At 66.9% G+C, this 12,386-nt stretch carries 9 protein-coding genes; 8 read left to right on the top strand and 1 reads right to left on the bottom strand.

All coding sequences use genetic code 11. The features are described from left to right. The first annotated feature begins 221 nt into the window (after positions 1-221). Both CQ039_RS03765 and CQ039_RS03760 read left to right on the top strand, forming a co-directional pair. Entirely contained in the window at positions 222-833 is a 612-nt protein-coding gene (locus CQ039_RS03765; protein WP_105563279.1) for a TIGR02466 family protein, read from the top strand. A 64-nt stretch (positions 834-897) separates the two neighbouring features. Continuing rightward, positions 898-1,809, top strand: a complete 912-nt coding sequence (locus CQ039_RS03760) for an alpha/beta hydrolase (RefSeq protein WP_105563280.1) — start codon at positions 898-900, stop codon at positions 1,807-1,809. Here CQ039_RS03760 and CQ039_RS03755 read toward each other — a convergent pair. Then, on the bottom strand, positions 1,806-3,314 hold the full coding sequence (locus tag CQ039_RS03755; protein ID WP_199183628.1) for a serine hydrolase: 1,509 nt from the start codon (positions 3,312-3,314) through the stop codon (positions 1,806-1,808). The genes CQ039_RS03760 and CQ039_RS03755 overlap by 4 nt on opposite strands. A 185-nt stretch (positions 3,315-3,499) precedes the next feature. Here CQ039_RS03755 and ettA point away from each other — a divergent pair, with 185 nt between their 5' ends. The 6 genes from ettA to metH all read left to right on the top strand — a co-directional run bounded on the left by ettA (position 3,500) and on the right by metH (position 12,177). Further along, positions 3,500-5,167, top strand: coding sequence for an energy-dependent translational throttle protein EttA (gene ettA, locus CQ039_RS03750; RefSeq protein ID WP_105563282.1), 1,668 nt, complete (start codon positions 3,500-3,502; stop codon positions 5,165-5,167). Positions 5,168-5,459: 292 nt separating this feature from the next. Continuing rightward, positions 5,460-6,389, top strand: a complete 930-nt coding sequence (locus CQ039_RS03745) for a 2-hydroxyacid dehydrogenase (protein ID WP_105563283.1) — start codon at positions 5,460-5,462, stop codon at positions 6,387-6,389. Positions 6,390-6,504: 115 nt separating this feature from the next. After that, positions 6,505-7,467, top strand: a complete 963-nt coding sequence (locus CQ039_RS03740) for a metalloregulator ArsR/SmtB family transcription factor (protein ID WP_105563284.1) — start codon at positions 6,505-6,507, stop codon at positions 7,465-7,467. Further along, positions 7,467-8,417 (top strand): methylenetetrahydrofolate reductase [NAD(P)H], encoded by a 951-nt coding sequence (gene metF / locus CQ039_RS03735; protein WP_105563285.1) that lies wholly within the window; start codon positions 7,467-7,469, stop codon positions 8,415-8,417. Before CQ039_RS03740 ends, metF begins: the two co-directional genes overlap by 1 nt. Then, positions 8,417-9,511 carry a homocysteine S-methyltransferase family protein gene (locus tag CQ039_RS03730; protein ID WP_105563286.1) on the top strand — a complete coding sequence of 365 codons (1,095 nt, stop codon included), beginning with the start codon at positions 8,417-8,419 and terminating at the stop codon, positions 9,509-9,511. Before metF ends, CQ039_RS03730 begins: the two co-directional genes overlap by 1 nt. Beyond that, entirely contained in the window at positions 9,511-12,177 is a 2,667-nt protein-coding gene (gene metH / locus CQ039_RS03725) for a methionine synthase (protein ID WP_105563287.1), read from the top strand. The genes CQ039_RS03730 and metH overlap by 1 nt, the downstream gene beginning before the upstream one ends. The last annotated feature ends 209 nt before the right edge of the window (positions 12,178-12,386 follow it).

The following is a 12,386-nucleotide window of genomic DNA, read 5'->3' as shown; positions in this document are numbered from 1 at the left end:
TCCCCCTTAACTCTGGGGTGGCACGCTCAGCCCCTACCCATTGACGCTTCACAGCGCTGGACTCTCCTGGAGGATTTCATGGCGAAGTGCTCTCTGCACTTCCGCTAAGGGCGCTCTGCACAGCAACTGCACAACCCTTTCAGTGTCGAAAAAGCCGCTGTATTTTGGTAGGTTGGAAAGCCACCTTCTCCCGCAAGGGGAGAAGGGCTATTGCAGCGCCCATGTCCCTGCGCCCCCTCTTCCCGACCCAGGTCTACGAAGCCTCGCTGGCCGCCACGCCCGCCTGGCCCGAACTGCACGAGGAGATCCTCGACCTCTGCCTGGTCATGGCCGAGGAGGACGAGGCGGGGATCGAATGGTGCAAGGCCAACCACTATCCGGGCTACACCTCCTATGGCTCGATCAACGATCTGCCGAGCCGCTTCCCCGAGTTCGCCGAGCTGAAGAAGCTGCTGGACAAGCATGCGGCCGCCTACGCCAAGGCGCTGCACTTCGACCTGGCGAGAAAGCCCAAGCTGGACAATCTGTGGGTCAACGTCCTGATGCCCGGCGGCGGCCACACCGGCCACATCCACCCGCACGCCATCATTTCCGGCACCATCTACATCCACATCCCCGACGGCGCCTCGTCGCTGAAGATCGAGGACCCGCGCCTGACCATGATGATGGCCCGTCCCGGCCTGACGGCTGAAGCGTCTGAGGCCGAGAAGCCCTTCGTCTATCTGAAGCCCGCGTCAGGCACGATCCTGATGTGGGAAAGCTGGCTGCGCCACGAGGTCCCCGCCAGCCGCGCCGAGGAACAGCGCATCTCGATCAGCTTCAACTACGCCTGATCGCCCTTTCAGCGCCGCAATTGCCCTGAAGTCTGCCCTTCTGGTGAAGCTTGAGGGGGCCTCCATGCGGGCATTGGGACTGGCGACGATACTGCTGACGGCGAGCCTCGCGGCAGGCTGCGGCGAACGGGCGGATGCGAAAACCACCACCGTCTCGCCTGCGGAAGGCGCACCCTATGTGCTGACCGGCACCCAGGTCTGGAGCGTGCCCGATCCGGTCTCGGGCCGAGACTACGAGGTCTTCGTCAGTCTGCCCGCCAGCTATGAGGCCCAGCCGAACCGTCGCTATCCGGTCCTCTACGTCACCGACGCCGACTACGCCTTCCCCATCATCCGCCAAATTGCCCGGCGCGTGAATCTGGATGGGCCGGTGATCGAGGAGTTCATCCTGGTCGGCCTGTCCTACGCCAAGGGCGACGGCGGCGCCGACAGCCGCCGTCGCGACTATACGCCCACGCCCAACGGCCCGCGCAGTTCGGGCGATGCGGTGCATGGCGGAGGCGCGGCCTACCAGACCTATCTGAAGACCCAGGCCCTGCCCTTCGTGGAGCAGAAGTTCCGAACCGATCCGGCGCGCCGCGTGCTTCTCGGCCACTCCTACGGGGCCCTGCTGGGGTCGCAGATCATGTTCACCGACCCGGCGATGTTCAGCGGCTATGTTCTGGGCAGCCCGTCCTTCTGGTTCGACAAGCGTCACATGATGAAGATGGAGGCGGACTACGCCCGCACCCATCGCGACCTGCCCGCCGAGGTCTTCATGTATGTCGGCGGCTTCGAAGGCCCCGGCCCCACCGCCCGACACGCCAACGAGACCGACATGGTCGGCGACATGCACACGATGGAGCGGCTGCTGAAATCGCGCGCCTATCCCGGTCTCAGCGTCCAATCGACGGTTCTGGAAAACGAGGACCACCTGACGGTCGCCCCCGTCGGCTTCACCCGCGCCCTGATGGCGGTCCTGCCGGCCAAGCCCTAGCGCCGCACGAAGACCGCGTCCTGATAGACCAGCGCGGTCGGGCGACCGGCCGCGTCCAGCTTGAACACCACGCCCTCGCCCCGGAACGGGGTCAGTTCGACGCGCAGCCCCTCTGGCTCGGTCAGGTACTCGGCCAAGGCCTGCTGCACGCCGATGGCGACCGACAGCCGCTCGCCCGCCTCGCGGATCCTCAGGGTTCCGTAGGCGTCGTTGACGAAGTCGCCGACATAGGCGGCGTTGGCCAAAGACAGGGTGCGCGCTCGCTTGCCCCGCGCCTCCACAGCGCCTGCGACGCCCGTCCGGCGGCGGTCGCGCTCGGCGATCAGGGCGTCGAGCCGGGCGTCATAAACCGCCTCGATATCCGGCAGGCCCGCGAACCAGTCATAGGCGTAGTTGGCGACCACATCGGCCAGATCCCCGGCGAAGGCGTCCTCGTTGACCATCACCGCCACGCCCAGACGACGCTGCGGCATGAAGGAGACATGGGCGCGCGAACCCGAGAAGTTGCCGAAATGGTGGATCAGCACATCGTCGCCATAGCGCCCCACCTGCCAGCCCAGACCATAGCTGGTGCGCACATAGGGGCCGAAGGTCGCGTCCTGCGCCACCCGCGAAGCATGGGTCGAGGCGATCAGCCCCGACGGAAACACCTGCCGCCCGCCGACCCGGCCATCATTGATCTGCGCCTCCAGCCAGAGGCCCATGTCGTGCGCGGTCGAGATCAGGCCGCCCGCCGACTGCATGGTGGCGTCGGTCTTCTGCAAGGGCGACCGCTCGGGCTGGCCGGGGATGCGTCCGAAATGACCGGCGGCGACCACCGCCCCCGACGCCCGGGCCTCGTCGATGCGCGCGGTCGTGGCTGTCATGCCCAGGGGCGTCAGCACCTCGTCCTCGACCATTTCGCGCCAGTCGCGGCCCCAGCGGCGCTCAGCCAGCACGGTCGGGAGGTTGTAACCCGAGTTGGCATAGACGAACTGGCCATAGGGCGTGTCGCGCGGCCGCGTCTCCGCCGTCAGCCGCCACAGGACCTCGGGCGTCCAGTCGCCCGAATAGGCGACCCGGAAGGCGATGGGCGCATTGTCCACGCCCGAGCGGTGGCTCAGCAGGTCGGTCAGGGTGATCCGCGCGGCGATGTCGCCCGGCACGCCGGACGGCGGCGCCCAGTCGGCCAGGGGCGCGTCCAGATCCACCTCGTCCCGCCGCGCCATGACGGCGAACGACAGGGCGGTGAAGCTCTTGGTGGCCGAGGCGATGTAGAACCGCGTGTCCGGCGTCACGGCTGCGCCCGTCGCCACATCCGCCACGCCAAAGCCCGCCGCGTGAATCAACCCGCGCTCATCGACCACCGCCAGCACCAGGCCGGGCGCCGCCTCGACCCGCTGCATCGCTCGGCGTGCAAAGGCGTCCATCGCCGCGCCGAAGACCGCACGGTCCTGCGCACCCGCCTCGCCCGCTGCGCAGACCAGCCCGGCCGCCAGCAGCGCTCCCATTAACCGTGACGTCATGAACGCCGCTCTCCCCTGCCCGCCCCTGTGGGCTGACGGGTAGAGGCCGCCAAGGGCTGGAACGGATGCAACTCGCCTTCAAACCGCCCCGCGCTACGTCTAGGGATTTGCCCAAAGGGTCCGCGACGGCTACATCCCGCGCCAACCTCCCCATCAGATCAGACGACAGGGCGAAACCGCACCTCATGGCGCAGCAATATATTTTCCAGATGCAGGGTCTGACCAAGACCTTCCCCGGCGGCAAGAAGATCTTCGAGAACATCTGGCTGAGCTTCTACAACGACGCCAAGATCGGCGTTGTCGGCGTCAACGGCTCGGGTAAGTCCACCCTGCTGAAAATCATGGCTGGTCTGGACACCGAGTTCACCGGCGAGGCCAAGGCCGCCGATGGCATCAAGCGCGGCTATCTGGAACAGGAACCCAAGCTGGATGACAGCCTGAATGTTCGCCAGAACGTCGAGGCCTGGTGCGTCGAGAAGCAGTGGGTCAACCGCTTCAACGAAGTCGCCAACGAGTTGGGCGAAAACTACACCGACGAACTGATGGAGGAGATGACCACCCTCCAGGAGAAGATCGACGCCGGCGACGTCTGGGACATCGACAGCCGCATCGATCAGGCCATGGGCGCCCTGCGCTGCCCGCCGGACGATTGGGAAGTCACCAACCTGTCGGGCGGTGAAAAGCGCCGCGTGGCCCTGGCCCGCCTGCTGCTCAGCAAGCCCGACATGCTGCTGATGGACGAACCGACCAACCACCTGGACGCCGAATCCGTCGCCTGGCTGCAGCACCACCTGGAGAACTTCCCGGGCTGCGTCATCCTGGTCACCCACGACCGCTACTTCCTGGATCAGGTCACCAAGTGGACGCTGGAACTGGACCGCGGCAAGGGCCACCCGCACGAGGGCAACTACTCCTCGTGGCTGGAAGCCAAGCAGAAGCGCGTCGTCCAGGAACAGTCTGAATCCGAAGCCCGCCAGCGCGCCCTCACCCGCGAACTGGAATGGGTCCGCTCGGGCGCCAAGGCCCGTCAGGCCAAGTCCAAGGCCCGTCTGGCCGCCTATGAGCGCATGGTCGATGAGCAGGAATCGATGCGCGGCGCCCAGACGCACGCCCACATCCAGATCCCGCCTGGCCCGCGCTTGGGCAACGTCGTGCTGGAAGTCGAGGGCCTGAAGAAGTCCTATGGCGACAAGACCCTGTTCGACAACCTGACCTTCAAGCTGCCGCCCAACGGCATCGTCGGCGTCATCGGCCCCAACGGCGCCGGCAAGTCGACCATGTTCAAGCTGATCACCGGCCAGGAAACGCCCGACGGCGGCACCATCAAGGTCGGCGAGACCGTCAAGCTGGCCTATGTCGACCAGTCGCGCGACGACCTGAAGCCGGACGAAACCATCTGGCAGGCCATCTCGGGCGGCACCGACGTGATGATGGTCGGCAAGCGCGAGATCAACACCCGCGCCTATGTCGGCAGCTTCAACTTCAAGGGCGGCGACCAGCAGAAGAAGGTCGGCCAGCTGTCCGGCGGTGAACGCAACCGCGTCCACCTGGCCAAGACCCTGGCCTCGGGCGGCAACCTGATCCTGCTCGATGAGCCGACCAACGACCTGGACATCGAGACCCTGCAGAACCTCGAAGAGGCTCTGGAAGAGTTCGCCGGCTGCGCCGTGGTCATCTCCCACGACCGCTGGTTCCTGGACCGTCTGGCCACCCACATCCTCGCCTTCGAAGGCGACGGCCACGTGGAATGGTTCGAGGGCAACTTCGAAGCCTACGAACAGGACAAGATGCGCCGCCTGGGCGCGGACAGCATCATTCCCAAGCGCATCCAGCACCAGAAGTTCGGTCGCTGACCCGGCTTGCAGAATGACAAGCGGCCCTCCGAGCAATCGGGGGGCCGTTTTTCTTGCGTCCTCCCACGACGAGCATCGACCTCACCCTGCCGTCATTCCGGGGCGCGAAGCGAACCCGGAACCCAGGCGCCTGACGTTTCTCCGCCCGCGCCACCGTAGCCGCCGCCTGGGCCCCGGATCGCCCCTGCGGGCCGTCCGGGGGTGACGGCGAAAAGCGGCGCCCGAATGAGCCAAGGCTCCGGCCTTTCTTTGTACGCTGGCGCTCTGGCGGAACCGGGTTAGTCTGGCGTCCATGACCCAGCGCCCCGCCATCCTGATCATGCAGCGGCACCTCGCGCCGCTCAGCGTCTTTCTCGAAGGCGCCTACGACGTCTATCGCTTCTGGGAAGGGCCGCCGATCGAGGCGGCGCACGACGTGCGCGTCCTGGTGGTCGCTGGCGAGTTCGAGCTGGACAAGGACCTCATCGAGCGCCTGCCCAACCTGTCGCTGATCGCCTGTTTCACCTCGGGCTATGACGGCATCGACGTCGAATGGTGCCGCGCGCGCGGCCTGCCCGTCACCCACGCCCCCGCCATCAACCACGAGGACGTCGCCGACCACGCCATCGGCCTGATCCTGGCCGCGCGCCGTCAGATCACCGAGGGCGACCGCCAACTGCGCGCCGGCGGCTGGACCCCGGCGTCCAAGACCATCACGCCGTCGCTGGGCGGGCAGACGCTCGGCGTCGTCGGCCTGGGGGCCATCGGCGAGGCCGTGGCCCGTCGCGCCGAGGTCATGCGCATGAGCGTCCAGTGGTGGGCGCCGCGCGCCAAGGACGCCGCCTGGCCCCGCGCCGACAGCCTGCTTGACCTGGCCCGCGCCTCCGACGTTCTGGTCGTCGCCTGCCGCGCGGACGAGACCAATCGCGGGCTTATCTCCGCCGAGGTCATCGAGGCGCTGGGTCCGTCGGGCCTGCTGGTCAATGTCGCGCGCGGCCAGTTGGTGGACGAGGACGCCGTCATCGCCGCCCTGCGCGATGGACGGCTGGGCGGCGCGGCGCTGGACGTGTTCGAGACCGAACCGACCGACGCCGCGCGCTGGGCCAGCGTGCCCAACACCGTCCTGACGCCCCACACCGCCGGGGCCACGACCGAGGCGGTTCAGGGGATGCTGATGCTGCTGCTCCAGAACCTGTCGGCCCATTTCGCGGGCGAGCCGCTGAAAACACCCGTCACGACCTGAGTCGGCCTGATTCCACGGGTCGCCGAATGATCCATGCGGCTTAACCGTCGCATCGCACCCGCACGCGGTCAGTTTTTGCTTGCATAATCGTATAAGGATATCTTTATACGATCTCATGACCCTGACTGCTGACCAGACCGTCGAGGCCCTGCGCGCCGCGGGCGAACCCACCCGTTTGCGGGTGCTGTCGCTGCTCGCCGCGGAGGAGCTGTCGGTCATGGAGTTGTCGAGGGTTCTGGACCAGAGTCAGCCGCGCGTGTCGCGCCATCTGAAACTGATGGCCGATGCTGGCCTGATCGAGCGATTCCCCGACGGGGCGCGAGTCTTCTACCGCCTGTCGCACGACGCCCTGTCGCGTCGTCTGATCGACACCGTGCTGGACCTGCTGGACGACGCCGAGGGCGAGGCCGACCATCGCCGTCTGGACGAGGTGCGCAAGGAGCGCGCCATCGACGCCGCCCGCTATTTCGAACAGGTCGCGCCCCAGTGGGACCAGATGCGCAGCCTCTATGTCTGCGAGAGCGCGGTCGAAACCGCCGTCGAACAGGCGGCCGGCCCCGGCCCGTTCGAGCGCGTCGTGGACCTCGGCACCGGCTCGGGCCGGATGCTGACCCTGTTCGGCAAGAAGGCGAAGATGTCGGTCGGCCTCGACCTGTCGCAGAACATGCTCAACATCGCCCGCGCCAACGTCGCCAAGGCTGGGCTGGACAAGGTCGAGCTGCGCCATGGCGACATCTTCTCGACCCGTCTGCCCCACGCCAGCGCTGATCTGGTCATCGTGCACCAGGTCCTGCACTATCTGGCCGACCCCGCCGCCGCCGTGGCCGAGGCCGCGCGTCTGGTCATGCCCGGCGGCAAGCTGCTGATCGTCGATTTCGCCCCCCATAAGCTGGAACAACTGCGCGACGCCCACCAGCATCGCCGCCTGGGCTTTGCTGACGACGAAATCCAGGGCTGGCTGGCCGACGCAGGCCTGACCGCCGACGCTCCCGTCGCCCTGCCGCCCGACACCGAGGGCCTGACCGTCCACATCTGGACCGGCGAACGCGCCGCCGTCCCCGCTCGAAAGACCGCCTGATGGCCTCCCCCGCCTCTCTCGCTGAAGCCCGCGCCCTGCTGCTGTCGCCATTGGGCCCCGTCGCCCGCGCCGGCTCCAACCGCAACGCCGTCAACGTCTCCTTCGAGTTCTTCCCGCCCAAGTCGGACGAGGCTGAGGCCAATCTGTGGTCCGCCATCCGTCGGTTGGAGCCGCTGAACCCGGCCTTCGTCTCGGTCACCTATGGCGCCGGCGGCTCGACGCGCGAGCGCACCCACCGCACGGTTCAGCGGATCATCAGCGAGACCACCCTGCGCCCCGCCGCCCACCTGACCTGCGTCGAGGCCAGCCGCGCCGACGTCGATGAGGTCATCGAGGGCTACAAGGCCATCGGCGTCGATCACATCGTGGCCCTGCGCGGCGATCCGCCCGGCGGAGACGGCATCGGCGGCGCCTACGTCCCGCGCACCGACGGCTACGCCAACGCCACCGAACTGTCCCAGGCCATCAACCGCGTCGGCGGCTTCGACATCACCGTCGGCGCCTATCCCGAGCGCCACCCGGAAAGCCCGTCGATCGACCACGACATCGAGGTACTGAAGGCCAAGGTGGACGCCGGCGCCACCCGCGCCGTGACCCAGTTCTTCTTCGACATCGAGGCCTTCCTGCGCTTCCGCGACCGGGTGCGGGCGGCGGGCGTGACCATCCCGCTGATCCCCGGCATCATGCCGGTGTCCAATTTCAAGGGCCTGAGCCGGATGAGCGCGGCCTGCGGCGCCTCCATCCCCGACTGGCTGGCGGCCCATTTCGACGGGCTGGACGACGACCCCGAGACCCGCAAGCTGCTGGCCGCCTCCATCGCCGCCGAGACCTGCGCGCGACTGCAGGAAGAAGGCTTCTCGGACTTCCACTTCTACACCCTGAACCGCGCCGAGCTGGTCTATGCCATCTGCCGAGTGCTGGGCGTGCGTGAAACCAAGGCTGTTGCGTAATGACTTCCCCTCTCTCCCGTCCTGAACGCATCGCCGCCCTGCACGCGGCGGCCCAAGACCGCATCCTGGTCCTCGACGGCTCCTGGGGCGTCATGATCCAGCGACGCGGGCTGGAGGAAGGTGACTTCCGCGGCGACCGCTTCGTCGCCGCCAACGGCTATGACGAGAAGGACCAGATGAAGGGGAACAACGACATCCTCTGCATCACCCGCCCCGACATCATCGCTGACCTGCACGACCAGTATTACGGCGCGGGCGCCGACATCAGCGAGACCAACACCTTCTCGGCCACCGTCATCGCCCAGGACGACTACAAACTGGACGCCAAGGCCGTCTGGGACATTAATCTGGAAGGCGCCCGGCTGGCCCGCGCCGCCGCCGATCGCTGGACGGCCAAGGAACCGCACAAGCCGCGCTTCGCCGCCGGCTCCATCGGTCCGCTGAACAAGATGCTGTCTATGTCGTCCGACGTGAACGATCCCGGCGCGCGGCTGGTGACGTTCGACGAGGTCTATGAGGCCTATCGTCATCAGGTGAAGGCCCTGAACGAGGGCGGCGTCGACCTCTATCTGATCGAAACCATCACCGACACGCTGAACTGCAAGGCCTGCATCAAGGCCATCAAGGACCTCGAGGACGAGGGGCTGCCCGCCCTGCCCATCTGGATTTCCGGCACCATCACCGACCGATCGGGCCGGACCCTGTCGGGCCAGACCGCCGAGGCCTTCTGGAACTCGGTGCGCCACGCCAAGCCGTTTGCCGTCGGTTTCAACTGCGCCCTCGGCGCCGACCTGATGCGGCCCTTCATCGCCGAGCTGAGCCGCGTGGCCGACACCCTGGTCGCCGCCTACCCCAACGCCGGCCTGCCCAACGCCATGGGTCAGTATGACGAACAGCCGCACGAAACCGCCCACTTCATCGAGGAATGGGCCGCCTCGGGCCTGGTCAACATCGTCGGCGGCTGCTGCGGCACGACCCCTGACCACATCAAACACGTGGCCGAAGAAGTCGCGCCGCTGAAACCCCGCGAAATCCCGGAACGCCCCGTGGCCATGCGGCTGGCGGGTCTGGAACCTTTCGAGCTGGTGGCCTGATGCGTCCCATCTTCATCAACGTCGGCGAGCGGACCAATGTCACCGGCTCGGCCAAGTTCCGTAAACTGATCGTCGACGGCGACTACACCGCCGCCCTCGACGTCGCCCGCCAGCAGGTCGAGGCGGGCGCCCAGGTCATCGACATCAACATGGATGAGGGCCTGCTGGACGGCGCCGTCGCCATGCGCACCTTCCTCAACCTGATCGCGGCCGAGCCTGACATCGCTCGCGTGCCGGTGATGATCGACAGCTCCAAGTGGGAGGTCATCGAAGCGGGTCTGAAGTGCGTTCAGGGCAAGCCGATCGTCAACTCGATCAGCATGAAGGAGGGCGAGGCCGCCTTCCGCGAGCACGCGATCAAATGCCTGCGCTACGGCGCCGCCGTCGTGGTCATGGCCTTTGACGAGGTGGGTCAGGCCGACACCGCCGCGCGCAAGATCGAGATCTGCACCCGCGCCTACAACATCCTGGTCAACGAGGTCGGTTTCCCGCCGGAAGACATCATCTTCGACCCCAATATCTTCGCCGTGGCGACGGGGATCGAGGAGCACGACAACTACGCCGTCGACTTCATCGAGGCGGTCAAGGTCATCAAGGCCACCCTGCCCTACGCCCGCATCTCGGGCGGGGTGTCGAACGTCTCGTTCAGCTTCCGCGGCAACGAACCGGTGCGCCGGGCCATCCACAGCGTCTTCCTGTACCACGCCATCAACGCCGGCATGGACATGGGCATCGTCAACGCCGGCGACCTGCCGGTCTATGACGACATCGACGCGACGCTGCGCGAAGCCGTCGAGGATGTGATCCTGAACCGGCCGCAGCGGACCAATGTGTCCAACACCGAGCGGCTGGTGGACATGGCGCCCACCTACAAGGGCGAAAAGGGCGCGGCGCGCGTCGTCGATCTGAGCTGGCGAGAGCAGCCGGTCGCGGCCCGCATCGCCCACGCCCTGGTCCACGGCATCACCGAGTATATCGAGGCCGATACCGAGGAGGCCCGCCTGGCCTCCGAACGCCCGCTGCACGTCATCGAAGGTCCGCTGATGGACGGGATGAACGTGGTCGGCGACCTGTTCGGCTCGGGCAAGATGTTCCTGCCCCAAGTAGTGAAATCCGCGCGCGTGATGAAGCAGGCCGTCGCCTGGCTGAACCCCTTCATGGAGGCCGAAAAAGAAGGCAAGCCGCGCGAACAGGCGGGCAAGGTCCTGATGGCCACGGTCAAGGGCGACGTCCACGACATCGGCAAGAACATCGTCGGCGTCGTGCTGCAGTGTAACAACTACGAGGTTATCGACCTGGGCGTCATGGTCCCGGCCGACCGCATCCTGGACGCCGCCGTCGAGCACAAGGTCGACATCGTCGGCCTCAGCGGTCTGATCACCCCCTCGCTGGACGAGATGGTCTTTGTCGCGCGCGAGATGGAGCGGCGCGGTTTCGACATCCCCCTGCTAATCGGCGGGGCCACCACCAGCCGCACCCATACGGCGGTCAAGATCGAGCCCGGCTATCGCAAGGGTTCGACCACCTATGTCATCGACGCCAGCCGCGCCGTCGGCGTGGTCGCGGGCCTGTTGTCGCCCACCGACAAGGCCGGGAACGAGGCCGCCACCCGCGACGAATACGTCCGCATCCGCGAGCAGTACGCCCGCGGCCAGGAGGTGAAGGCCCGCGCTACGATCCAGCAGGCGCGCGACAACCGCTTCCAGCCCGATCCGACCGCGACCATGCCGGGCAAGCCATCCTTCCTGGGCGTGCGTTCGTTCGACGCCTGGGATCTGGCCGATCTGGCCGACCACATCGACTGGACGCCCTTCTTCGCCAGTTGGGAGTTGATCGGCCGCTATCCACTGATCCTCGAAGACGAAATCGTCGGCGAGGCGGCCAAAGACCTGTTCCGCGACGCGCAAGCCATGCTGAAGCGCATCATCGACGAGAAGTGGTTCACGGCGAAAGGCGTGGTCGGCTTCTGGCCCGCTCAGGCCGTGGGCGACGACATCGCCGTCTATGCCGACGAGAGCCGCAACGAAGAGATCGCCCGCTTCCACACCCTGCGCCAGCAGATCAAGAAGTCGAACGGCAAGCCCAACCTGGCCATGTCCGACTTCATCGCCGAAGAAGGTTCCGACTACATCGGCGCCTTCGCCGTCACCGCCGGCCACGGCGAGCTGGAAATCGCCAAGAAGTTCAAGGACGCTGGCGACGACTATTCCTCGATCATGGCCACGGCCCTGGCCGACCGCCTGGCCGAGGCCTTCGCCGAGGCCCTGCACAAGAAGGTGCGGACCGAGCTGTGGGGCTATGCGCCCGACGAGGCGACCTCGGTGCAGGACCTGATCGAAGAGAAGTATCAGGGCATCCGCCCCGCCCCCGGCTATCCGGCCCAGCCCGACCACACGGAAAAGGCCACCCTGTTCCGCCTGCTGCAAGCTGAACAGAACGCGGGCATGGCCCTGACCGAAAGCTTCGCCATGACGCCTCCGGCCTCGGTCAGCGGCCTCTACTTCGGCCATCCTGGCAGCCACTACTTCGGCGTCGGCAAGATCGACCGCGATCAGATCGAGGACTACGCGGCCCGCAAGGGCTGGGACGTGGAAACCGCCGAACGCTGGCTGGCCCCCATCCTCAACTATGATCCCGGCGCGATCGCGCGCGACACCGCCGCCTGAAATCAGCAGCCGTCTGGACATCAGGCGGCTGCCGCCACTCTCCGACATGATTCCGCGCCGCTGACGGCGTCATAGGCCTGACGCTTGCGCGCAGGCCCTATTGGCTTTTCGCCCTTCATGAAGAGGCTACGTCACGTAGCCGCCATTGGCGCCCCGCCCATGTCTTGCGGAGCCGTCCGCGCGCCGCAACGGCAAGGTCGCAGCGCCTG

Origin of the sequence: Brevundimonas sp. MYb52, assembly GCF_002979535.1 — a bacterium.
In the GTDB taxonomy this organism is placed as follows: Bacteria; Pseudomonadota; Alphaproteobacteria; order Caulobacterales; family Caulobacteraceae; genus Brevundimonas.
This window is presented reverse-complemented; position numbering and strand designations above follow the sequence as displayed.